The 22,471-nt window shown below is 73.8% G+C and carries 19 protein-coding genes; 12 read left to right on the forward strand and 7 right to left on the reverse strand.

The features are described 5' to 3' along the window. Position 1 precedes the first annotated feature (1 nt). Positions 2 to 397: a DUF3224 domain-containing protein gene (locus DV20_RS25375; protein WP_043784386.1), complete on the reverse strand. Its 396-nt coding sequence runs from the start codon at positions 395 to 397 to the stop codon at positions 2 to 4. A 63-nt stretch (positions 398 to 460) separates the two neighbouring features. Here DV20_RS25375 and DV20_RS25380 point away from each other — a divergent pair, with 63 nt between their 5' ends. Continuing rightward, positions 461 to 1,429, forward strand: a complete 969-nt coding sequence (locus DV20_RS25380; protein WP_043784387.1) for a helix-turn-helix transcriptional regulator — start codon at positions 461 to 463, stop codon at positions 1,427 to 1,429. Further along, a complete protein-coding gene (locus DV20_RS25385; protein ID WP_043784389.1) occupies positions 1,422 to 2,246 on the forward strand; it encodes a uroporphyrinogen-III synthase in 825 nt (274 codons plus the stop codon). Before DV20_RS25380 ends, DV20_RS25385 begins: the two co-directional genes overlap by 8 nt. A gap of 54 nt (positions 2,247 to 2,300) precedes the next feature. Here the strand turns inward: DV20_RS25385 and DV20_RS25390 are convergent, their stop codons facing one another. Together DV20_RS25390 and DV20_RS25395 are read right to left on the reverse strand one after the other, a co-directional pair. Beyond that, entirely contained in the window at positions 2,301 to 3,161 is an 861-nt protein-coding gene (locus tag DV20_RS25390) for a siderophore-interacting protein (protein WP_043784391.1), read from the reverse strand. A 28-nt stretch (positions 3,162 to 3,189) separates the two neighbouring features. After that, positions 3,190 to 3,513, reverse strand: a complete 324-nt coding sequence (locus tag DV20_RS25395) for an MGMT family protein (protein WP_043784392.1) — start codon at positions 3,511 to 3,513, stop codon at positions 3,190 to 3,192. A gap of 172 nt (positions 3,514 to 3,685) precedes the next feature. Between DV20_RS25395 and DV20_RS25400 the strand changes: the two genes are divergently transcribed. Both DV20_RS25400 and DV20_RS25405 read left to right on the forward strand, forming a co-directional pair. Next, entirely contained in the window at positions 3,686 to 6,859 is a 3,174-nt protein-coding gene (locus tag DV20_RS25400; protein ID WP_043784394.1) for an ATP-dependent helicase, read from the forward strand. Positions 6,860 to 6,992: 133 nt separating this feature from the next. Then, positions 6,993 to 10,235 (forward strand): ATP-dependent helicase, encoded by a 3,243-nt coding sequence (locus DV20_RS25405; RefSeq protein ID WP_043784497.1) that lies wholly within the window; start codon positions 6,993 to 6,995, stop codon positions 10,233 to 10,235. Positions 10,236 to 10,381: 146 nt separating this feature from the next. On the opposite strand, the gene DV20_RS25410 is transcribed toward DV20_RS25405, so the two are convergent. Beyond that, the gene (locus DV20_RS25410) at positions 10,382 to 10,750 is read right to left on the reverse strand and encodes a DoxX family protein (protein ID WP_043784396.1); all 369 of its coding nucleotides are present in this window, start codon (positions 10,748 to 10,750) and stop codon (positions 10,382 to 10,384) included. A gap of 79 nt (positions 10,751 to 10,829) precedes the next feature. Here DV20_RS25410 and DV20_RS25415 point away from each other — a divergent pair, with 79 nt between their 5' ends. Both DV20_RS25415 and DV20_RS25420 read left to right on the forward strand, forming a co-directional pair. Then, complete coding sequence (locus tag DV20_RS25415) at positions 10,830 to 11,909, forward strand: potassium channel family protein (RefSeq protein ID WP_043784398.1); 1,080 nt, start codon at positions 10,830 to 10,832, stop codon at positions 11,907 to 11,909. An 81-nt stretch (positions 11,910 to 11,990) separates the two neighbouring features. Beyond that, positions 11,991 to 12,410, forward strand: coding sequence for a hypothetical protein (locus tag DV20_RS25420; RefSeq protein ID WP_043784399.1), 420 nt, complete (start codon positions 11,991 to 11,993; stop codon positions 12,408 to 12,410). Here the strand turns inward: DV20_RS25420 and DV20_RS25425 are convergent. Beyond that, positions 12,403 to 13,425, reverse strand: a complete 1,023-nt coding sequence (locus tag DV20_RS25425) for a neutral zinc metallopeptidase (protein WP_043784401.1) — start codon at positions 13,423 to 13,425, stop codon at positions 12,403 to 12,405. The two genes, DV20_RS25420 and DV20_RS25425, sit on opposite strands and share 8 nt — an antisense overlap. Before the next feature lie 250 nt (positions 13,426 to 13,675). On the opposite strand from DV20_RS25425, the gene DV20_RS25430 reads away from it, so the two are divergent. Genes DV20_RS25430 through DV20_RS25450 form a run of 5 tightly spaced genes read left to right on the forward strand, consistent with a single transcriptional unit; the run spans position 13,676 to position 18,949 of the window. Further along, a complete protein-coding gene (locus DV20_RS25430; RefSeq protein ID WP_043784403.1) occupies positions 13,676 to 14,872 on the forward strand; it encodes a membrane protein in 1,197 nt (398 codons plus the stop codon). Then, entirely contained in the window at positions 14,866 to 15,507 is a 642-nt protein-coding gene (locus DV20_RS25435) for a DUF4129 domain-containing protein (protein ID WP_043784404.1), read from the forward strand. Before DV20_RS25430 ends, DV20_RS25435 begins: the two co-directional genes overlap by 7 nt. A gap of 40 nt (positions 15,508 to 15,547) precedes the next feature. After that, positions 15,548 to 16,687, forward strand: a complete 1,140-nt coding sequence (locus tag DV20_RS25440; RefSeq protein WP_043784405.1) for a DUF4350 domain-containing protein — start codon at positions 15,548 to 15,550, stop codon at positions 16,685 to 16,687. Then, positions 16,684 to 17,655 carry an AAA family ATPase gene (locus tag DV20_RS25445; RefSeq protein WP_043784406.1) on the forward strand — a complete coding sequence of 324 codons (972 nt, stop codon included), beginning with the start codon at positions 16,684 to 16,686 and terminating at the stop codon, positions 17,653 to 17,655. The genes DV20_RS25440 and DV20_RS25445 overlap by 4 nt, the downstream gene beginning before the upstream one ends. Position 17,656: 1 nt before the next feature. Then, entirely contained in the window at positions 17,657 to 18,949 is a 1,293-nt protein-coding gene (locus DV20_RS25450; protein WP_043784407.1) for a DUF58 domain-containing protein, read from the forward strand. Position 18,950: 1 nt separating this feature from the next. Here DV20_RS25450 and DV20_RS25455 read toward each other — a convergent pair whose 3' ends face one another. Beyond that, positions 18,951 to 19,958 (reverse strand): stage II sporulation protein M, encoded by a 1,008-nt coding sequence (locus DV20_RS25455; RefSeq protein ID WP_043784500.1) that lies wholly within the window; start codon positions 19,956 to 19,958, stop codon positions 18,951 to 18,953. A 34-nt stretch (positions 19,959 to 19,992) separates the two neighbouring features. Here DV20_RS25455 and DV20_RS25460 point away from each other — a divergent pair, with 34 nt between their 5' ends. Next, positions 19,993 to 20,946 carry an RDD family protein gene (locus DV20_RS25460; RefSeq protein WP_043784408.1) on the forward strand — a complete coding sequence of 318 codons (954 nt, stop codon included), beginning with the start codon at positions 19,993 to 19,995 and terminating at the stop codon, positions 20,944 to 20,946. A 6-nt stretch (positions 20,947 to 20,952) separates the two neighbouring features. Here the strand turns inward: DV20_RS25460 and DV20_RS25465 are convergent, their stop codons facing one another. Continuing rightward, the gene (locus DV20_RS25465; protein ID WP_235190951.1) at positions 20,953 to 22,137 is read right to left on the reverse strand and encodes a neutral zinc metallopeptidase; all 1,185 of its coding nucleotides are present in this window, start codon (positions 22,135 to 22,137) and stop codon (positions 20,953 to 20,955) included. Positions 22,138 to 22,471 lie beyond the last annotated feature (334 nt).

Genomic DNA, 22,471 nt, shown 5'->3' on the forward strand with positions numbered 1-22,471 from the left:
CCTAGAACGCGTACTCGAAGGTGTAGCCCACCTTGTCCTCGCCGATCGCGCCCCCGGCGGTGCCGCTGCCGGTGAGCCCGGCCAGTTCGCCGGTGCCCGAGCCGGGCACGACGGTGAACGTCGAGGCGATGCCCTTGGCGTCGAACGTGTACTCGTGACGGATGATGAACGTCCCTTCGCGACCCTCGACCTTACCCTCGAAGCGCTCGAAGCTCGGCGACGTCGTGTCGCCGCTGTCGTAGCCTTCGCCCGCGTAGTACAGCAGAAGGTCGCAGATCGACTCGCCCTCGAGGACCCCGCTGTACGCCATCGTGGCGTGGGCGTACGCGACCCGGGGGCCGCCCTCGGTGCCGCTGACGATCTTTTCTTCCCAGTTCTTCGTCGTGAATGCGTTCATGGGGACCACCCTGCCGGGCATACCTGTCAGCTTGTGTCAGGTATTTCTGTCAAACTGGAACCCATGCGCGCCAGCCGCCTCCTGTCCGTCCTCCTGCTGCTGCAGAACCGCGGCCGGATGACGGCCGAGGAGCTGGCCGAGGAGCTCGAGGTCTCGGTGCGCACGGTCTACCGGGACATCGACGCGCTCTCGGCGTCCGGCGTCCCCGTGTACGCCGACCGCGGCCGGACCGGCGGCTACCGGCTGGTCGACGGCTACCGCACCCGGCTCACCGGGATGACCGAAGAAGAGGCCCAGTCGCTGTCGCTGGCCGGGCTGCCCGTGGCCGCGGCCGAGCTGGGGCTGGGCACGGTGCTGGCGGCGGCGCAGCTCAAGCTGTACGCCGCGCTGCCGGCCGAGCTGCGTGACCGCGCCGGCCGCGTCGCCGAGCGCTTCTACCTGGACGTCCCCGGCTGGCACCGGGGCATCGAAAGCCTGCCGACGCTGTCGGCGATCGCCGACGCCGTCTGGTCGTCGCACCGGATCCGGATCCGCTACGAACGGTGGGGCCAGCGGGTCGTCGAGCGGGAACTGGAGCCGCTGGGGCTGATCCTCAAGGCGGGCAACTGGTACCTCGCGGGCCGCTGCGACGGCACCGACCGGACCTACCGGATCTCGCGGGTGCTGGAGCTGACCGACCTCGGCGAGGTGTTCGAGCGCCCGGCCGGGTTCGACCTCGCCCGGTACTGGCAGGAGTGGTCCGAGCAGTTCGAACGCCGGATGTACCCGCGCGTCGCGGTGGTGCGGCTTTCGCCGCGGGCACAGGCTCTCGTACCGTTCTACGCAGGTTCTGTCGGCGCCCGCGCGTTGCGGGAGTGCCGGAACGAGCCCGACGCGGACGGCTGGCTCACCGTGGAGCTGCCGGTGGAGCCGGGCGAACCGGCCATCGGCGAGCTGCTGCGCTTCGGGCCGCACCTGGAGGTCCTGGCCCCGCCGGACCTGCGGGCGGAGCTGGCCGCAGCGATCGAGGAGATGGGCGCGTTCTATGGGTGAGCTGAGCGGTATCGCGATCGGGGTCACGGCCGAGCGGCGCGCCGGCGAATTCATCGGCGCGCTCGAACGCTACGGCGCCGAGGTCCGGCACGCGCCGACGATCACCATCGTGCCCCTGGACGCCGATCCCGAGCTGAAGGACGCCACGCTGAGGCTGGTGATGTCGCCGGTCGACATCACGGTCGTCACGACGGGCGCGGGCTTCCGCGGCTGGCTCGACGCGGCGGAGGGCTGGGGCCTGCGGCAGCAGCTTGTGGACCACCTGCGGCAGTCGCGGATCTACGCCCGCGGGCCGAAGGCGGTCGGCGCGGTCCGGGGCGCCGGCCTGCGGGAGACGTTCTCGGCCGCGTCGGAGTCGAACGCCGAGCTGTTCGAGGCCGTCGCCGCGGCGGGCGTGCTCGGGCAGCGGACGGCGGTCCAGCTGCACGGAACGCCGCTGCCGGAGTACACCGCGCCGCTGGTCGAAGCCGGGGCCTGGCTGACGGAGGTGCAGCCGTACCGGTGGACCTCGCCGCCGGACGTTACGCCGGTGTACGACCTGATCGACGCGATCGTGGCGGGCGAGCTGGCCGCCCTCGCGTTCACGAGTGCCCCGGCCGCGGCGAACTTCCTGACGCTGGCCCGCACCTCCGGGCGCTACCCGCAGCTGCTCGCCGCCCTGCGCGGCCCGCTGGTGTGCGCGTGCGTCGGCCCGGTGACGGCCGCCCCGCTGGAGGCGGCGGGCATCGAGACGCTGCAGCCGGACCGCCAGCGCCTGGGCGCGCTGGTGAAGCTGCTGGTCACGAGGCTCGGCAAGGAGTTGCCCGGCAGGGAGTAGCCCGGCCGGCATCGGTCCCCTGCCCGACCGGCGTCTCGCCTGCCGCCGTGGACGTCAGTCCTCGTCGGCCGGGAGTTCGCCCGCCTCGGCCGCCCGGACCGCCTCCCGGCCCGCCGCTTCCTCGCTGATCCCTTGCCGCCAGTACCCCGTGAAGCAGATCAGCCGCTTACCCACCTCGCGCTCGCGCACCAGGTGGCGCCGCACCGACTTCACCACGCCGGCCTCGCCGGACACCCACGCGTACGGCGTCCCGCCCGGGAACACCGCTCCGCGCAGCGCCGCCAGCAACGCCTCGCCCAGCGGCCGCGAACCGCGCACCACCCAGTGGATCTCCACCGCTCCGCGCGTCTCGAACGTCTGCCGCTCCGCGCGGTCCGCCAGCTCGACGAACACCGAGGCCCGCGCGCCCGCCGGCAGCCGCTCGACGATCGCGCCGATCGCCGGCAGCGCCGTCTCGTCGCCCACCAGGAGCTGCCAGTCGCAGCTCTCGGGCAGCGCGTACAGCCCGTACGGCCCGGTGAACGTCACCCGGTCGCCCGGCTTCGCCCGCGACGCCCACGCCGAGGCCGGCCCCGAATCGCCGTGCAGCACGAACTCGACGTCGATCTCCGCCCCCTCCGGCCGGTGGGCCCGCACGGTGTACGTGCGCATCGGCGGGCGGACGTCGTCCGGCATCGCCAGGTATGCGCGGTACCAGGACATGACGTCGGAGCCGGTCTCCGGCAGCACCGGCGCCGCCTGGCCCGGCAGCGGGAAGAACACCTTGACGTACTGGTCGGGCGCTCCGGCCGGCACGTCGCGGAAACTCTCCGCGGCGAACGTCACGCGCACCATGTGCGGCGTCACCGGCCGGACGGCGGTCACCCGCGCCCGGTGGTACGTCAGCGCCGGTCGCGCCACCTCGGTTGTCGTCATTAGGCGAGGCTAACCTAATGAAGCGGGTTCAGAACAGTCCTTCCGGTCCGTGGTCCTCCTCTCCCTCCGGTTTCCACCGGTACTTCCGCAGGTCGATCCGCTGGCCGTCGGCCAGGACACCCTCCGCGCGCAGGCGTTCCAGCTGGTCGTGGACCAGGTGCGGAGCCGGGGTGCCGTTCGCGCGCAGGATCCGGTGCCACGGCAGGTCGTGCCCGTCCTCGGCCAGGATGGCGCCGACCATCCGCGGCGACGGCGCCCCCGCCAGGGCCGCGATGTCGCCGTACGTGGCCACCGAGCCGGCCGGCACCGACTCGATGATCTCCCGCACGCGCTCGTGCAGAACGTCGTCCATGGCTCTACTGTGCCGCAGGGGTCCGACAGTTTCCGCCACCGTCCACCGCACCGGCGGGCGCCTTCGCCGACCGCACCGCCGCTAAGCCGTGCCGGTGCACCACCTGGGGGACCCGGCGTGGTTCCATCGCGGGGTGAACGGGAGGCGAACGGCGCAGGCGGACGCGCGGCTGGTGCGCACGCCGATCACCGCCACACCCTCGTTCACCTGGGACGAAGGCGCCCGGCGCGTGCTCTCCGCACCCGGTGGGTTCCTCCGCGTGCTCGGCGGCCCGGGCACCGGCAAGACGGCGCTGCTGGCCTCGGCCGCCACCCGCCGCATCGCCGAGGGCGCCGACCCGGAGAGCGTGCTGGTGCTCACCACGTCCCGCCGGTCCGCCGACGCCCTGCGCGCCGACATCACCCGACGGCTCACCGCCGATCCCGACCTGGCGCGGCCGCTGCCCCGGACCGTCCGCGAGCCGCTCGTGCGCACCGTGCATTCCTACGCCTATTCGCTGCTGCGGCTGGAGGCGATGGCCGAGGAGCTCCCGCCGCCGCGGCTGCTCGCCGGCGCCGAGCAGGACGTCGTCGTCCGCGAACTCCTGGCCGGTGACCTCGACGAGGAGGCCGAGTACTGGCCCGAGCAGCTGCGGCCCGCCCTGGTGGTCCCCGGGTTCGCCGAGGAGCTGCGTGACCTGCTGATGCGCGCGGCCGAGCGCGGGCTCGGCCCCGAGGACCTCACCGAGCTGGGCCGCCGCCGCGGCCGCGAGGAGTGGATCGCCGCCGGGCAGTTCTGGGCGCAGTACGAGGAAGTCACCCAGCTGCAGGGCGCGGGCGGCAACGCGCTCGGCGTGGCGAGCGCGCCCGCGCTCGACGCCGCCGAGCTGGTCACCTCGGCGCTGCTCGCCCTCGAGGACGACGACGAGCTGCGCGAACGCGAGCGCACCCGCGTCCGGCACCTGTTCGTCGACGACGCCCACCACCTCGACCCGCTGCAGACCAGCCTGGTCCGGATGATCGGGCACACCGCGGCCGAGTTCGTGGTGGCCGGCGACCCCGACCAGAACGTGTTCTCCTTCCGTGGCGCCGACGCGAGCCTGTTCGCCGACGCCGACCCGGACGGCAGCCGGACGGTCACGCTCACCACGGCGCACCGGCTGTCCCCGGCCGTCCGGCTGGCGGTGGCGAAGATCGGCGCGACGCTGCCGGGCGCGTCGCCGCACCGCAAGATCGTGCCGCCCCAGGGGGCCTCCGGCGGGAACGTTCGGGTCCGCGTGATGCCGACGCCCGCCGCCGAAGCGAGCTGGATCGCCGACCAGCTGCGCCGCGCGCACCTCGTCGACGGCGTGCCGTGGTCGGAGATCGCGGTGCTCGTCCGGTCACCCGCACGGACTTTCCTCGTCCTGCAACGGGCTTTGCGCGCGGCCGGCGTCCCGATCGGGTCGGCGACCGAAGAACTGCCGCTGGCCAAGCAGCCCGCGGTGCGGCCGCTGCTGGCCGTGCTGAAGCTCGCGCCCTCGCCCGACCTCCTCGACGTCGACCTCGCGGAAATGCTGCTTTCGTCGTCGCTCGGCGGCGCCGATCCCCTGGCGCTGCGGCGGTTGCGGCGCGGTCTGCGCCGGCTCGAACTGGCCGGCGGCGGGGAGCGGTCGAGCGACGAGCTGCTCGTGGAAGCGTTGCGCGGCGGGGACATCCTCGCCGGGCTGGCCGACGCCGAGGCCGAGCCGGTGCGGCGCGTCGGCGGGCTGCTGCGCGTCACGCACCAGGCCGTGGCGCGCGGCGAGGGTGTCGAGCAGGTGCTGTGGCAGCTGTGGCGGGAAAGCGGACTGCAGGACAAGCTGCTGAAGCAGGTCGAGCGCGGCGGGTCGCTGGGCGCGCAGGCCGACCGAGACCTCGACGCCGTCGTCGCGCTGTTCGACGCCGCGGGCCGGTACGTCGACCGGCTGCCGCGCGCCAGTGTCGCTTCCTTCGCGGATTACCTCGGCGCGCAACGCATCGCGGGGGACACGCTGGCGCCGGCGGCCGTCCCGTCCGACGGCGTTTCGCTGCTCACCGCGCACGCCGCCGCCGGTCGCGAATGGACGGTCGTCGCCGTCGCCGGCGTCCAGGAGGGCGCGTGGCCGGATCTGCGGCTGCGGGGGTCCGTGCTGGGGGTCGAGCGGCTCAAGGACCTGATGGCCGGGGTCGACGACGACGCCGTCTCCCAGACCGCGCCGATCCTCGCCGAGGAGCGGCGCCTGTTCTACCTCGCGATGAGCCGGGCGAAGCAGACGCTGCTGGTCACGGCGGTGTCGGGGGAGGACGAGCAGCCGTCCCGGTTCCTCGACGACCTGGAGGAGAACGGCGCCGACGACGGCGGCCTGGACTCGCGGATGAAGCCGCCGGGCCGCTCGCTGGTGCTCGCCGAGCTGGTGGGGGAGCTGCGCGAGGTCGTCTGCGACGACAAGGCCGACCCGGCGCGCCGCCGGCGTGCGGCGAAACAGCTGGCCCGGCTGGCCGACGCGAAGGTCCCGGGCGCGCACCCGTCGACGTGGTACGGCCTGCTGCCGGCGTCCAGCGACGAGCCGGTGCACCCGCCCGGCGACCTGATCCGGATCTCACCGTCCACAGTGGAAATCCTGGCGAAGTGCCCGCTGCGCTGGATGATCGAGCGCCACGGCGGCAGCGACCCGGCCCAGCTGGCGGCGGTGACCGGGACGCTGGTGCACGGGCTCGCCCAGGCGGTGGCGTCCGGGAAGACCGACGCCGAGCTGCAGGCGGCGCTGGACGAGGCGTGGGTGCGCGTCGACGCGGGGGCGCCGTGGTTCTCGCGGCGCGAGCGGCGCCGGGTCGAGCAGATGCTGCGCAACTTCACGACGTGGCTGGAGCGGAGCCGGGCGGAGCTCAAGGAAGCCGGGGTCGAGCAGGACATCGAAGTCGAGCTGCCGGTGGGGAGCGCGGACGAGGTCCGGGTGCTGCTGCGCGGCCGGGTCGACCGGGTGGAGCTGGATTCGGAGGGCCGCCCGGTGATCGTCGACATCAAGACGGGCAAGGTCCCGGTGTCCGGCGCGGAGGCCGAGGCGCACCCGCAGCTGGCGGCGTACCAGCTGGCGGTGCTGCTGGGCGCGATCGAGGGCCGGACCGAGGCGGGCGGCGCGCGGCTGGTGTACGTCGCGAAGGCCAACAACAAGACGGGGTCGACGGAGCGGTCGCAGCCGCCGATGGACGAAGTGGCCGGCAAGCAGTGGCTGGAGCTGGTCCAGAAGGCGGCGGCCTCCGCGGCGGGGCCGGACTACCAGGCCCAGGAGAACCCGGACTGCGACCGCTGCCCGGCGCGCGGCTGCTGCCCGCTGCGCCCCGAGGGCCGTCAGGTGCCGGGCCCGTGACCGCCCCCGCCCGACCGCCACTTTCACGTGAAAGTGCCGCTTTGCGCGACAAAGCGCCACTTTCACGTGAAAGTGGCGCTTTGGGCCGTCGTCGAGGGGCACCTTTACGGGAAAGTGCCCGCGGGGGGTGCGCGTGAGCCCGCTGCTCATCGCCAACCCGGTCGAGCCCGCCGAACTCGCCGACGCGCTCGGGCTGCACCGGCCGACGCCCGAGCAGGCCACCGTCATCGCCGCGCCCGTCGAACCGTCGCTCGTGGTCGCCGGGGCCGGGGCCGGGAAGACCGAGACCATGGCCGCGCGCGTGGTCTGGCTCGTCGCCAACGGCATCGTCAGCCCCGATCGGGTCCTCGGCCTCACCTTCACCCGCAAGGCCGCGCGCCAGCTCGGCGAACGCGTCCGGGCGCGGCTGCGCCGCCTCGCCGGGTCCGGGCTGCTCGACCGGCTCGACCCGACCGGCGGCCTGCGGTCCACCGTCGTCGCCGGCGAACCCACCGTCCTCACCTACCACGCCTACGCCGGGCGGCTGCTCTCCGAACACGGCCTGCGCCTGCCGGTCCAGCCCGGTGTCCGGCTCCTCTCCGAAACCTCGTCGTGGCAGATCGCGCACCGCGTGGTGTCCACCTGGGACAACGAACTCGACACCGACCGCGTCCCGCCGACCGTCACCGCGGACGTGCTCGCCCTGGCCGGGGAGCTCGGCGAGCACCTCGTCTCCACCGAGCAGCTCGCCGAGTACACGACGTGGCTGTGCCGCGTCATCGAGAACGCGCCGCGCGCCAAGGGCCAGCGGGCCGCGCTGCCGCAGAAGCTCACCGAAATCATGGCCGCGCAACACTTCCGGCTCGCGCTGCTGCCGCTCGTCGAGGACTACCACCGCCGCAAGCGCAACGAAGGCGCGCTCGACTTCGCCGACCAGATGTCGCTGGCCGCCCAGCTCGCCGGGGGGTACCCGTCGGTCGTGCGCGGCGAGCGCGAGCGCTACGGCGCCGTGCTGCTCGACGAGTACCAGGACACCGGGCACGCCCAGCGCGTGCTGCTGCGGGCGCTGTTCGGCGGCGTCGAGAACCCGCCGATGCCGGTCACCGCCGTCGGCGACCCCGCGCAGGCCATCTACGGCTGGCGCGGGGCCAGCGCGGCCAACCTGCCCCGGTTCACCACGGACTTCCCGCGCTTCGACGGCGAACGGCTCGTCCCCGCGCACGAATTCGGGCTATTGACCAGTTTCCGCAACCCCCCGGAAATCCTGGAGCTCGCGAACGCGATCGCCGAACCGCTGCGCGCGCGCGGCCTCGGCGTCGAACGGCTGCGGGCGCGCGAAGGCGCCGGCGCCGCGGACATCGCGTGCGCGCTGATGCCGGACATCCGCGCCGAGCGCGCGTGGGTCGCCGACGCCCTCGCCCGGCGCTGGTACGCCCACCAGGAACAGACCGGCAAGCCGCCGACCGCCGCGGTGCTGGTGCGGCGCCGCGCCGACATGGCCCCGATCGCCGCCGAACTGCGGGCGCGCGGGCTGCCGGTCGAGGTCGTCGGGCTCGGCGGGCTGCTGGACGAGCCCGAGGTCGCGGACCTCGTGTCGACGCTGAAGGTGCTCGCGGACCCGCTGTCCGGCAGCGCGGCGGCCCGGCTGCTGACCGGCGCCCGCTGGCGGCTGTCGGCCGCCGACGTCGCCGCGCTCTGGCGGCGGGCCGGCGAGCTCTCCAGCCCGGAGAAGCCGGACACGCCGGAGCTGGTCGTCGAGCGCGTCGAGCAGGCCGGGCTGATCGACGCGATCGACGAGCCGGGTGACCCGGCGCGGTACTCCGGAGAGGGCTACCAGCGCATCCGGCGGATCGGCTGGGAGCTGGCCGCGCTGCGGCGGCGGCTCGACCAGTCGCTGCCGGAGCTCGTCGCCGACGTCGAACGCACGATGCTGCTGGACGTCGAATCACTGGCCCGGCCGGGCTCCGCGGGGCGGGCGCACCTGGACGCGTTCGCCGAAGTCGTCACCGACTACGCCGAGACGGCGCCGACGGCCACCCTGCTGTCCTTTGTGGACTACCTGAACACCGCCGCGCACGCCGAAGACGGGCTCACCCCGGGCGAGGTCGAGGTCGTGCCGGACCGGGTGCAGGTGCTGACCGTGCACTCGGCGAAGGGCCTCGAGTGGGAGGTCGTCGCCGTGCCGCACCTGGTGCACGAGGTGTTCCCCGGACGGCGGCGGTCGTCGTCGTGGCTGCGGACGGCGACGTCGCTGCCGGCCGCGTTGCGCGGTGACGCCGAGGACCTGCCGGAGCTGCGTATCGCCGAGGGCTACGACCGCAAGGAAGTCCAAGAAGGGCTGGAACTGCACGAAGCCGGGTTCGTCGAGCGGGAACAGTCGGAGGAACGGCGGCTCTGCTACGTCGCGCTGACCCGGTCCGAGCACGCGCTGATCGTCTCCGGGCACTGGTGGAACGAAAGCAGCAGCCGGGCCAAGGGGCCGTCGGAGTTCCTCACCGAGATCGCCGGCGTCCTGCGCGAGACCGGCGTCGGGCAGCTCGCCGAGTGGGCGCCGGAGCCCACTGAGGACGACGAGAACCCGCTGGTGTCGGATTCGCGGGCGGCGCGCTGGCCGGTCGACCCGCTGGCCGATCGCCGCACCGGCGTGCAGACCGGCGTGGAACTCGTGTCCGAGGCGCTGGCTGCCGCGTCCTCCGAAGAGGAGGAGGAAGAAGAGGACGATCCCGACGGCTGGGTGACCGACACCGACGTCCTGCTGGAGGAGTGGGCGCGCAAGGACGACCACGTCAAGCTGGTCCCGCTGCCGTCCCGGCTTTCGGTGAGCCAGCTGGTCGCCCTGGCCGACGACGCCGCCCGGCTCGCCGCCGACCTGCGCCGTCCGCTCCCGGTGGAGCCCAACAGCTTCGCCCGCCGCGGCACGGAGTTCCACGGCTGGCTGGAACGCCGGTTCGCGGGCGACCAGCTCATCGAGATCGACGACCTCCCGGGTGCGGCCGACTTCGGCGAGGCCCCCGACGCGGACTTCGAGGAACTGCAGACGGAGTTCGAGAAGAGCGAGTGGGCGTCCCGGGTCCCGGTGGCGGTGGAGGTGACGTTCTCGGCCGACGTCGAAGGCCTCACCCTGCGCGGCCGCATGGACGCGGTCTTCGCCGACCCCGACGGCGGCTGGACGGTGGTCGACTGGAAGACCGGCTCGGTCCCGCCGGAGTCCCGCATCCCGGCCCTGTCGGTCCAGCTGGCGGCGTACCGGATGGCCTGGGCGGCACTGAAGAACGTCCCGGTGGAGCAGGTCCGCGCGGCCTTCCACTACGTCCGCGCGAACCGCACGATCCGCCCCGCCGACCTCCTGGCCCCGGAAGCCCTCCGCAGCTTGCTCCGAGACATTCCCGAGGCGTGACCCGCGGGGCATCTTCCGTGACCGGAGAGGCATCACGCGTGATTGGAGGGGCATCACGCGTGATCAGGCGGGCATCGGCCGTGATGCCTCTGGAGACACGGGTGATGCCCGCTCAGACACGGGTGATGCCTCTCGGATCACGCGGGTTACGCGTTGTCGCGGACCTTCAGGGCCCAGGCGATCAGGGGCCACTGGAGGGGGAGGCGGGCCCAGGCGATCGCGCGCTGCGGGGCCGGGGCCGAAGAGGCGTCGATCGCCATTTTCACGTTGCCCGGGAAGACGCCCAGGAACAGCAGGGCCGCCGCGAGGCCGCCGAGACGGCGGGTGCGGGGTGTCGCCACCGCGGCCGCGACCGCCAGCTCGGCCACGCCGGAACCGTACGTCCAGGCCCGGCGGGACCCCGGGAGGGACCGCGGGATCAGGCCGTCGAACGGCTTCGGCACCGCGAAGTGCAGGACGCCCATGAAGCCCAAAGCGCCCGCCAACAGGTGCGCGGGCCGTTGCGAGGTTGCCATCAAGTCATCGTTCCACGCGGCGGCGCGGTGTCCGGTTCGGCTATCCTCCGGGCGTGAGTGACGCTCGACACGAGCCAGCATGAAGGCCCTCAAACGATTGCCGCTGGGCAGTCTCACCGATCGGCCCGACCACGAGCTCGTCGGCATCCTGCGGATGCCGGAGCTGACCGTCAGCCCGCTCCGCTCGATCGTCAAGCGGATCATCGGCGCGACGCTCGCGCTGCTGGCCACGGTCGTCATCGTCTACCTCGACCGCGACGGCTACCGCGACGCCAACGGCGACGGCCTGTCCCTGCTGGACAGCCTCTACTACGCCACCGTGTCCCTGTCGACGACCGGCTACGGCGACATCGCGCCCGCCACGTCGTCCGCCCGGCTGGTGAACGTCCTGGTGATCACCCCGCTGCGGGTGCTCTTCCTCATCGTCCTGGTCGGGACCACCCTCGAGGTGCTCACCGAGCGATCCCGCCAGGCGTTCAAGATCCAGAAGTGGAGGACGAAGGTGCGCGACCACACCGTCGTCGTCGGGTTCGGCACCAAGGGCCGGTCCGCCGTCAACGCGCTGCTCGGCGACGAGAACATCGCCCCGGAGCAGATCGTCGTCGTCGACACCGACCAGCAGGCCCTCGACGCGGCGAGCGCGCTCGGCCTCGTCGCCGTGCACGGTTCGGCCACCCGGGCGGACGTCCTGCGCGTGGCCGCGGTCCAGCACGCGCGCGCGGTCGTGGTCGCCCCGAACCGCGACGACACAGCGGTGCTCGTCACGCTCACCGCCCGCGAACTGGCGCCCAAGGCGCACATCGTCGCGTCGGTGCGGGAGGCGGAGAACGTCCACCTGCTCAAGCAGTCGGGCGCCAACCAGGTCGTCGTCTCGAGCGAGACGGCCGGGCGGCTGCTCGGCATGGCGACGTCGACGCCGCTGGTCGTCGACATCATGGAGGACCTGCTGACCCCCGAATCCGGCCTGGCGATCGCCGAGCGGCCGGTCGAGCCGTCGGAGGAGGGCGGGTCGCCGCGGCACCTGGGCGACCTCGTCCTCGGCCTGGTCCGCGACGGCGTCCTCTACCGCATCGACGCCCCGCAGGCGGACGCCATCGAACCGGGCGACAAGCTGCTGTACGTCAAGAAGGTGACCCAGGCGGAGAAGATCGAGCGCTGACCAGGGCACCTGGGTTTTGCCCGCGGGATCTGGAACCATGACCGGGTGCCCCCGCGATCCCTCGCCCTCAGGTGGCCCACGGTGGCGATCCCCGCCGCGGCGGGTGTGCTCGTCGTGCTGCTCGCCTGGCTGGCCGGCCCCGGGCTGCTCGGTATCGACAACGACGTCCTGGGCGCTCCGGTGCGGGCGGAGGTCACCAAGCCGGCGCCGTGCGACCGAGCGGACACGAGGGAAACCGTCAAGTTCAGCGTCGGCGGGAAGGCCCACGAAGGCACGCTCGACGGCTGCGGGCACGGCCAGGGCGAACGCGTCGAGGTCGCGGTGCCGGACGTGCTGCCGGACCAGGGCCCGGTCACCGTCCACCTCGCGGACACGTCGATGGGCGCGTCGGACGCCCGGCGCCCGCTCGGCTTGGCGCTGCTGGTGTTCGCGTGCTTCTCCGGCGGGATGTTCGCCTACCTCTGGCTGAGCATCCCGCTGCGCCCCCGAACCGCTAGCTGACCTCGGACGACGGCGCCGCGAAGGTGTTGCAGTCGGCGATCCGGTTGCTCGTCGCGCCCGCCCGCCACCAGGACGCGTAGTGCGCGTTCGTCCCGTGGTCGTGGCTGCGGGAGGTGTTGTCGCCGCGGGTCTCCTGGTCGTTCCAGGCCTTGTTGTACATGTCGCGGGAGATCGTGCCGCCCTGGTCGACGTGCGCGCCGAGGAACATCCCCGAGAAGCACTGGGCCTGCAGTTCCTTGCGCCGCGACATCTCGAGCCCGGCCGGGCTGTTCTGGCCGGCCTCGTAGATCTTCTGCCAGGCCGCGTCCATCAGCCCGGCGACCTCCTGCACGTGGTGGCCGTACTCGTGGGCGAACAGGGCCAGGTAGACACCCGGGTTGTTGCCGTACTGGTCGGTCTGCAGCCCGCGGAACGGGACGTACAGGTTGTTTTCGCAGTAGTACGCGGCCGTCGCGATGCCGACCTGGATGGTGCCGCACTCGGTTTCGAAGCTCGCGCCGGTCGGGAAGTGCAGCGACGGCGACGTGAACGGCAGGCGGTAGGCCGTCAGGAACGGGCCCCACGCCGCGTCGAGGCACTTGCTGGCGGCGGTGAAGAACGCTTCCGCGCCCGCCTGCGTGCTCTGCCAGGACGGCAGCGTGCAGACGCGGTTCTGCAGGCCGGCGTTCGGGTCCTGCAGGATCGGGTGGTCGGCCAGCTTGAGGACCTTCTGCGGGCCGGTGGGGCTGGGGGTCGAGAACTCGGTCGCCGGGTTCGACGCCGACGCCGGGGCACCCGCGCCGCCGGGCGGCAGCTGCTGCGGGGGGACGTCCTGCGACGACGGGACGTCGCGGAGGTTCGGGTTCGCCAGCGGGGTGTCGTCGCGGTTGAGGGCGACGATCGCGACCAGCCCGAGCACCAGCACGGCCACCGCGCCGAGGCAGACGCCGATCACCGCCGCCGGTGAACGGCGCTTCGGTGCGGACACGGTGTGCGGGCGGCCCAGCCACGGGAGATCCGGTTGCGCATCCGGCACCGGCGGCGGCTGGACGGTTCCGCGAGGCGGTACCTGGCCGGGGGGCGGTTGCGTCACTGGGCAGTCCCGAAGGGTCTCGGTACGGACCGGGGGTACCCGATCCCGCCATTCAGCATATCGGGGGAACGGGCCGTCTCGCACCCGTCCGTGCGCACCGCGTCACGGCACACCGACGTCACCCCAGGTCTGGCCGGGTGCAACCGGCTCTGAGAGAGTGTGGTCAAGCAGGGACTGCAGGCGAGGGGCTTCGATGACAGACACCGGTGGCGCGCCCGGCGGCGAGGGCGCCGACACGCCGACTCCGAGCCAGGGCGTGCCCTCGGCTTCCGCCCCCGGATCGGGTGAGCCGAAGCGGCCCGAAGATCACGGGGCGTCACCGGCGACGCCGCCGCGGGGCTGGCAGGCGCCGGACGCGCAGGCGGCCCCGCCGACGCCGCCCCCGGGCTGGCAGCACGCGCCCGCCCACCAGCCGGGAGCGCTGCCGCCGTTCACCGGTCAGCAGCAGCCCCAGTACCAGCAGCAGTACCAGCCGCCGCGCTGGAACCCCCACGGGCTCGGCAAGCCCGGCGTGATCGCGCTGCGGCCGCTCAACATCGGCGACATCCTCGACGGCGCGATCACCGCGATCCGCCGGCACGCGCTGCTGGTGCTCGGCATCGGCGCGGTGGTGGCGGTGATCACCGCCGCGCTCACCTTCGTCCTGCAGAAGTACCTCCTGACGGACCTGAAGGGCTTCGCCACGACGGTCGAGCTCGGCCCGGCGGCGACCGACGAGGAGCTCCGCAACGCCCTGTTCGGCACGTTCGGCGACCTCTTCGTCGTGCTGATCTCCTCGACGCTGCTCTCCACGTTCCTGCTGACCGTCACCACCGGCCTGATGGCCGCGGTGATGGGCCGCGCCGCATTGGGCCGCGAGGTCACCTTCGGCATCGCCTGGCGCGAGGTGCAGCCGCGGCTGCTGCCGCTGCTCGGCGTGGCGTTCGTCTACGCGCTGCTGAGCACCATCGGCGTCATGCTCTGCATCATCCCCGGCGTGCTCGCCTGGGTGTTCTGGGCGCTGGCCGCCCCGGCGCTCGTGCTGGAGCGCGGGACGTTCCGGGAGGCGTTCGCGCGGTCGGTCAAGCTGGTCGGCGGCGCGTTCTGGCGGGTGCTCGGGGTGCTGCTGCTGGCCCGGATCATCGAGTCGTTCTTCGAGAACATCATCCAGCTGCCGTTCACCGTCGGCACGGGCGTGTTCAGCCAGATGTTCACCCCGGGCAAGGTGACCGTGCCGAGCACCGGTGACCTGCTGCTGGCGGCGGCCGGGCAGATCATCGCCGGCACCGTCGCCATCCCGTTCGTCGCGCTGGTCACCGTGATCGTCTACCTCGACCAGCGGATGCGCCGCGAAGGCATGGACATCGAGCTGGCCCGCGCCGCCGGGGTGCAGCCGCCGCAGGCATGGTGATCTTCCGGCCCGTGGACGTCCCGGTCGACATCGACCGGGACGCCGCCCGCCGCGCGGCCGCGGAGGAGCTGTCCGACCCGAGGTACCGGGAGGCGCGGCCGGGGTTCCTCGAGCAGATCGGCCAGTGGCTTTCGGAGCAGCTGGAGAAGCTGCTCAACAGCCTGTCCTCGGACGTTCCCGGCGGGATCTTCGGCGTGGTGCTGATCGTCGTGCTGCTGGTCGTCCTCGTCGTGGTGATCCGGTTGCGCACCGGCAAGATCGCCGGCTCGGCGCGGGCCGATCGCCTGGTCTTCGGCGGGCAGCGCAAGAGTGCCGCCGACTACCGCCGCTCGGCCGCGGAAGCCGCCGCCGCGGGCCGGTTCGACGACGCCGTCCGCGACCGCTTCCGGGCCGTCGTGCGGGCGCTGGAGGAACGCGCGCTGCTCGACACCCGCTCCGGCCGGACCGCGGACGAGGCGGCCGCCGAAGCCGGGCTGCTGCTGCCGAACGTCGCGGATCAGCTGCGGCAGGGGGCCCGGCTCTTCGACGACGTCCACTACGGCGGCCGGGCAGGCACCGAAGCGGCGTACCAGGCCCTGACCGAGCTGGACGAACGCTGCCGCCGTGAACGACCGGTCGCCGTGGCGGCCCCGTGAGCGTGAGCACCGCCGACGTACTTCCTCCCGCGGAGGCGGCATGAGCACCGCGGTCTCGCCCGACCTGCGCCGGATCTGGCGCGGGGCCCGGGTTCCGCTCGCCCTGCTCGTGCTGATCTTCGTCACCGGCGCCGTGCTCCTGCTCGGCCGCGGCGAACAGGCCCACGGCGCCCTCGAACCCGGCTCCTTCGAACCCGGCGGCGCGCACGCCGTGGTGGAACTGCTGAAGGACCAGGGCGTGGCCGTCCGGACCGCGCGCACGGCCGCCGAAGTGGCCGCCGAAGCGGGCGAAGACACGACGCTGCTGGTCACCTCTCCCGATCTGGCCCCGGCGAAGCAGTTCGACGCGCTGCGGGAGCGCGCCGGCGACGTCGTCCTGGTGGCGCCGGGGCAGGCGACGCTGCGTGATTCGCTGCCGCTGGTGCACGCCGCCGGCCGCAACGACGTCGAAACGCTGAAGCCGCAGTGCACGGTCGCCGCGGCCGTCGCGGCGGGCGAGGTCACGCTCGGCGGAATCGGCTACGCGTCGCCCGGCGCGCGTTCGTGCTACCCGGGCGGGGACGGCGGCGGGACGCTGCTGCAGCTCGCCGACGGCGGCGGCACGACGACGCTGCTCGGTTCCCCGGCGCCGCTGACCAACGCGCGGCTCGCCGACCAGGGCAACGCGGCGCTGGCGCTGCGCCTGCTCGGCGCGCACCCGAAGCTCGTCTGGTACCTGCCGTCGGTGTCGGACCCGGCGCTGGACGACTCCCGCCGGTCGATCTTCGACCTGATCCCGGACGGCTGGTACTACGGCGCCGCGCAGGCCTTCGTCGCCGTCGCCCTGCTGGCGCTGTGGCGGGCCCGCCGGCTCGGCCCGGTGGTCACCGAGCCGCTGCCGATCGTCGTGCGCGCGGCCGAAACGGCCGAGGGCCGCGCCCGGCTGTACCGGCGGGCGAAGGCGGCCGGCCACGCGGGCGAGACGCTGCGGGAGGCGGCGCGCGGCCGGTTGCGCACCGCGCTGGGGCTGCCGCGCGACGCGGACGCGCAGGTGCTGGTGGCCTCGGTGAGCACGCGGACCGGACGGCAGGCCAACGACGTCGGCGCGCTCCTCTACGGCCCGCCGGTGCCGGACGACCCCGCGCTGGTCCGGCTGGCCGGCGAACTCGACGACCTGGAACGAGAGGCAGGGCGAACTTGACCAGCGGTACCGAGAACGCGACCGGGGCCCGCGACGCGCTGATCGCGCTGCGCGCCGAGGTCGGCAAGGCCGTCGTCGGCAACGAAGCCGCCGTGACCGGGCTGATCCTGGCCCTGCTCTGCCGGGGGCACGTGCTGCTCGAAGGCGTCCCCGGCGTGGCGAAAACGCTGCTGGTGCGGGCCCTGGCCGCGGCACTGGACCTGGAGACCACCCGCGTCCAGTTCACCCCGGACCTGATGCCCGGCGACGTCACCGGCTCGATCGTCTACGACGCGCACAGCGGCGAATTCTCCTTCCGCGAGGGGCCGGTGTTCACCAACCTGCTGCTCGCCGACGAAATCAACCGGACCCCGCCGAAGACGCAGTCGTCACTGCTGGAGGCGATGGAGGAGCGGCAGGTCTCGATCGACGGCAAGTCGCGGCCGCTGCCGGACCCCTTCATCGTGATCGCCACCCAGAACCCGGTGGAGTACGAGGGCACCTACCCGCTGCCGGAGGCGCAGCTGGACCGGTTCCTGCTCAAACTGACCATGCCGGCGCCCTCCCGCGAGGACGAGATCGGCATCCTGTGGCGGCACGCGCAGGGCTTCGACCCGCGCAACCTCGCGGCGGCGGGGCTGAAGGCGGTCGCCGGTGCCCCGGAACTCGCGGCGGCGCGCGAAGCCGTGGCGCGGGTGACGATCGGGCCCGAGGTGATCGGGTACGTCGTCGACCTGTGCCGGGCGACGCGGTCGCTGCCGTCGGTGCGGATCGGCGTTTCCCCCCGTGGGGCCACGGCGCTGCTCGCGGTGACGCGGGCCTGGGCGTGGCTCGCCGGACGCGACTACGCGACGCCCGACGACGTCAAGGCGCTCGCCCGGCCCGCGCTGCGGCACCGCCTGGACGTGCGGCCGGAGGCCGAGCTCGAGGGCGTCACCGCGGACGGCGTGGTGGACCGCGTGCTCGCGTCCGTGCCCGTGCCGCGCTGACATGGCCGTCACCGGAAGGCTCGGGCTGCTGGCGCTGTTCGGCGCGCTGGTGGTCGGGCTGCTCCTGCCGTCGGCCACCGGGATCCTGGTGGTCGGCGCGGTGCTGCTGGTGCTCGTCGTCGCCGATCTCGTGCTGGCGGGAAGCGTGCGGGCGCTGCGGTTTTCGCGCTCGGGTGACACGTCGGTCCGGCTCGGCGAGCCGTGCGAGGTGACGCTCGTGGTGGCCAACCCGGGACGGCGGCCGGTGCGCGGGCAGCTGCGCGACGCGTGGCCGCCGAGCGCGGGCGCGTCCGACCGCCACGCCGTGCGCGTCCCGGCGGGGGAGCGGCGGGCACTGGTGACGGCGCTGCGGCCGACGCGGCGGGGTGACCGGACGGCGGCGCGGGTCACGGTCCGGTCGGTGGGGCCGCTGGGCCTGGCCGCCCGGCAGGGTTCGCACGCGGTGCCGTGGACGGTCCGCGTGCTGCCGCCGTTCCACAGCCGCAAGCACCTGCCGTCGCGGCTGGCGCGGCTGCAGCAGCTCGACGGCCGCAACGCGGTGCTGATCCGGGGCCAGGGCACGGAGTTCGACTCGCTGCGCGAGTACGTCATCGGCGACGACGTCCGGTCGATCGACTGGCGCGCGACGGCCCGTGCGGCCGACGTCATGGTCCGCACCTGGCGCCCCGAGCGCGACCGGCACGTGGTGCTGGTCCTCGACACGGGCCGGGTTTCGGCGGGCCGCGTGGGCGACGCACCCCGCCTCGACGCGGCGATGGACGCGGCGTTGCTGCTGGCGGCGCTGGCCACCCGCGCCGGCGACCGCGTCGACCTGCTGGCCTACGACCGGCGCCTGCGCGCGGCGGTGCAGGGGTCGTCGGGGGCGTCGTTGCTGACGTCGCTGGTGAACGCGATGGCCCCGCTCGAGCCGTCCCTGGTCGAGACGGACGCGCGGGGGATGGTCGCGGAGGTCCTCCGGCGGACGCGGCGCCGGGCGCTGGTCGTCCTGCTGACCGGGCTGGACGCGGCACCGCTGGAGGAGGGGTTGTTCCCGGTGCTGAGCACGTTGACCGGGCGGCACGAGCTGGTGGTGGCGTCGGTGGCGGACCCGAGGGTGGCGGAGATGCTGAAGGCCCGCGGCGACGCGGAAGCGGTCTACGACGCGGCTTCGGCGGCCCGCACCACAGCCGAGCGCCAGCGCGTGACCGAGCGCCTGGTCCGGCACGGGGTGAGCGTGGTGGACGCGGTCCCGGAGGAACTGCCCCCGGCGCTGGCGGACCGCTACCTGGCCCTGAAAGCCGCCGGGCGGCTCTGAGTCAGGCGGCCTCGGGCAGGGCGTCCCCGGCGTCGCGCGCGTCGAGGTCGCCGACCTCGCCGTCCTTCGCCGCGCGGCGGCCGAGCGTGAACACGTAGGCCAGGAACGCGAGCTCCACCACCGCGCCGATGCCCACCCGCAGCCACGTCGGCCAGCCCGAGGGCGTCACGAACGCCTCGATGACCCCCGACACGAGCAGCACGCACGTCAGCCCCAGCGCCATCACCACCACCGACCGGCCCTGCTCGGCCAGCGCCGCCGTGCGGGAGCGGCGGCCCGGGTCGATCACCGTCCAGCCGAGCCTCAGTCCCGTGCCCGCGGCGACGAACACCGCCGTCAGCTCCAGCAGCCCGTGCGGCAGCAGGAGACCGATCATCACGTCGCCGCGGCCCGCCGCGCTCATCGCGCCGATGATCATCCCCGCGTTGAGCGAGTTCAGCCAGAGCGCGGCGATCACCGGCAGGCCCAAAGCGACCCCGAGGAACAGGCAGGTCGCCGACACCCACGCGTTGTTCGTCCACACCCGCGCCGCGAAGGACGCCGCCGGGCCGGTCGAATAGTAGGTTTCCGCGTCGCCGCCCGGCTTGGTCAGCTCGCGCAGCTCGTCCGGCGTCCCCAGCGACGCGCGCACGACCGGGTCGCGCGCGACCCAGACGGCGATCACCGCCATCACCGCGATCGACACCAGCGCGGCCGGGATCCACCAGCGCCGCGACAGGTAGACCGCGGCCGGGAACCGGCGCGTGAAGAACACGGCGACCTCGCGCCAGGCCGGGTTGTGCGCCCCGGACACCGCCGACCGGCCGCGGGCGACCAGGTCGGACAGCCGGCCGAGCAGCGCCGGGTCCGGCGCGACCGACCGCACGATCGACAGGTGCGTCGCGGTCCGCTGGTAGAGCGTGACCAGCTCGTCGGCTTCCGGCCCGGTCAGCTTGCCGCCGCGCCGGGTCAGCTCGCCGAGCCGGTTCCACTCCGCCGTGTGCGCGGCGACGAACACGTCCACATCCACGCCGACCACCCTATCCGTCGATACGCTGGGCCACGTGCACGAGGAATCGGAGCTGGTCACCGGCGAAGCGGTCGTCCTGGACCTGCGCGTGGCCAAGCTCGCCAGCCGCGCGCTGGCGATGGCGCTGGACGTGCTCCTGCAGTTCGCGCTGCTGCTGGGGGCGGTCCTGCTGCTCACGCTCGTGGTGCCGTTCGCCGACGAGTCGCTGTTCCTGACGCTGCTGCTGGTGTTCGTGGTGCTGATCATGGTCGGCTACCCGGTGGTGTCCGAGACGCTCACGCGCGGCCGCTCGCTGGGCAAGATGGCGGTGGGGCTGCGGGTGGTCCGCGTCGACGGCGGCCCGATCCGGTTCCGGCACGCGCTCGTGCGCGGGCTCGCCGGTTTCGTCGTCGACTTCTGGGCGCTCGGGCTGTTCGGCGCGGTCGCGGTGATCGTGTCGCTGTGCTCGTCGAACGGCCGCCGCGTCGGCGACTTCCTGGCCGGGACGCTGGTGATCCGCGAGCGGGTCCCGGAGGGCCCCGGGTACGCGGCGATCGGGATGCCGCCGGGCCTCGAGGGCTGGGCGGCGCAGCTCGACCTGACGCGCCTGCCGGACGACCTCGCGCTGGCGAGCCGGCAATTCCTCGCCCGGTTCCGCGAGCTGCGGCCGGAGGCGTCGCACGCGCTCGGCTGGGGGCTCGCGCAGCAGATGGGGAACGCGCTGGGCACGCCGGTGCCGCCCGGGGTGCCGCCGTGGGCGTTCCTGGCGGCGGTGCTGGCGGAGCGGCGCAACCGCGACCACGCCCGGGCGTTCCAGGCGTACGTGGCGCAGGTCGAGGCGGCGCGGGGCCACCTGCCGCGGCCCTCGGCGCCGGCGCCGGATCAACCGGGGTACCCGGCGGTGGTCACGGGCGGGCCGCCCGCCGCGCCGTCGCACTGGGCCGCATCGCCGGCTCCGCCGTCCGGCCCGCCGGTGCCCGACGACAACCCGTTCACGCCGCCGGGCTGACCGGAGCTACGAGACGTCGCCCGACGGCGAAAGCCAGGTGTTGCACTGCTGGTTGCGGTTCTTCGTCGCGCCGTGCTGCCACCAGCTGGTGTTGTGCTTGGCGCTGCCGTGGTCGCGTTTGCCGTTGCGGGCGTAGTCGTCGCCGCGGTCCTGGGCGTTCCAGGCTTCGTTGTAGACGTTCTTGTCGACCGAGCCGCCGGAGACCGACGCCGAGCCGAGGAACATGCCGGAAAAGCACTGCGCCTCGAGTTCCAGCCGCCGCGACAGCTCCAGGCCGGCCGCCGAGTCGGCGCCCGCGTCGTAGCGCTGGTTGGCGAACGCTTCCGTGATGCCGGACAGGTTCTGCACGTGGTGGCCGTACTCGTGGGCCAGGATCGACAGGTACGGCCCGGGGTGGTTGCCCCACACGTCGATCTCGATGCGGTCCATCGGCATGTAGATCGTGTCGTTCGCCGAGCAGTAGAACGGCGTGACGCCGGTCGTCGTGCCGCCGCTGCCGCACGGGGTCGACGATTCCGACAGCGACCGCGGCACCGAAAGCTTCGGCGACCGGAACGGCAGGTCGACGGCGCCGAGCATGCGCGACCACATCGCGTCGAGGCAGCCGATGCCGGACTGGAAGAAGCGCGTGACGCTGTTCTGGTCGGTCGCCCAGCGGCTCAGCGAGCACGCGACGTTCTGCAGGCCGTAGTCCGGATCGCCGAAGAGCGGGTTGTTCCCGGTGGCCACGACCGACCGCGGCCCGGCCGGCGGTGGTGACGTCGGTGTCCGGCGTTCGGTGGTGCGGGTGGCGGTCGTTTCCCGGGGCTCGGTCGAGGAGGTGGTCGCTTCGGTGGTGGTCTCGCCGGCGGCGGTGGTGGTGGGGTAGGTGCTGGAGTAGCCGGCCTCGGCGACGTGCTGCTTGCGGTTCCCGGACAGCGCCACGGCGGCGACGAGCCCCCCGGCGACGGTCACGATCGCGAAGATCGCCACGGCGACGATGACGCCGGCGTTCGACTTCTTGGCGACGTAGGGGGTGTAGCCGGGCGCGAACCGCGGCCCGAAGGAGGGCGGCCCGGCGTAGCCGGGAATGAAGGCGGGCGGCGGCAGAGGAGCCCGCGCGGGCGGCGGAAGAGGCCGGCCGAACGACCCGCTCGGCGGAGAGGACCCGCCCGGCAACGGCGGCCCGGGCCGGCCGGCGGCCGGTGGCATGCCGAAGGGACGCGGCCCACCTTGGCCCGGCTGCGGTCCGGTGTGGCCCGGCGGCTGGGTTTGCCCGGGTGTGCGGTGAGGGGTTTGCGGCTGCGGTCCGGCGTGACCCGGTGGCTGGGCTTGCTCGGGCACGCCGCGAGGAATTTGCGGCTGCCCCGGCTGCGGTCCGGGATGGCCCGGCGAGCCCGGCGGCGGGGCTTGCCCGGGTGCGCCGAACCGGCTCGGCGGCCCACCCTGACCCGGCAGGGGCCGCGCGGCCGGCGGCGGCAGCGGCCGTGCTCCCGGGGGCGGCAGGCGCCGGCGCGGGTCGTGCGGGCCGGGACCCTGCGGGCCG

The sequence above is a fragment of the Amycolatopsis rifamycinica genome (assembly GCF_000695625.1).
GTDB lineage: Bacteria > Actinomycetota > Actinomycetes > Mycobacteriales > Pseudonocardiaceae > Amycolatopsis > Amycolatopsis rifamycinica.

Coding starts and splice junctions, on each gene's coding strand:
- DV20_RS25395 (WP_043784392.1), bottom strand. CDS start 3,513: ATGGACGACGTTCTGCACGAGCGCGTGCGGGAGATCATCGAGTCGGTG.
- DV20_RS25465 (WP_235190951.1), bottom strand. CDS start 22,137: ATGCCACCGGCCGCCGGCCGGCCCGGGCCGCCGTTGCCGGGCGGGTCC.
- DV20_RS25375 (WP_043784386.1), bottom strand. CDS start 397: ATGAACGCATTCACGACGAAGAACTGGGAAGAAAAGATCGTCAGCGGC.
- DV20_RS25435 (WP_043784404.1), top strand. CDS start 14,866: ATGGTGATCTTCCGGCCCGTGGACGTCCCGGTCGACATCGACCGGGAC.
- DV20_RS25415 (WP_043784398.1), top strand. CDS start 10,830: ATGAAGGCCCTCAAACGATTGCCGCTGGGCAGTCTCACCGATCGGCCC.
- DV20_RS25380 (WP_043784387.1), top strand. CDS start 461: ATGCGCGCCAGCCGCCTCCTGTCCGTCCTCCTGCTGCTGCAGAACCGC.
- DV20_RS25450 (WP_043784407.1), top strand. CDS start 17,657: ATGGCCGTCACCGGAAGGCTCGGGCTGCTGGCGCTGTTCGGCGCGCTG.
- DV20_RS25440 (WP_043784405.1), top strand. CDS start 15,548: ATGAGCACCGCGGTCTCGCCCGACCTGCGCCGGATCTGGCGCGGGGCC.
- DV20_RS25410 (WP_043784396.1), bottom strand. CDS start 10,750: ATGGCAACCTCGCAACGGCCCGCGCACCTGTTGGCGGGCGCTTTGGGC.
- DV20_RS25390 (WP_043784391.1), bottom strand. CDS start 3,161: ATGACGACAACCGAGGTGGCGCGACCGGCGCTGACGTACCACCGGGCG.
- DV20_RS25385 (WP_043784389.1), top strand. CDS start 1,422: ATGGGTGAGCTGAGCGGTATCGCGATCGGGGTCACGGCCGAGCGGCGC.
- DV20_RS25430 (WP_043784403.1), top strand. CDS start 13,676: ATGACAGACACCGGTGGCGCGCCCGGCGGCGAGGGCGCCGACACGCCG.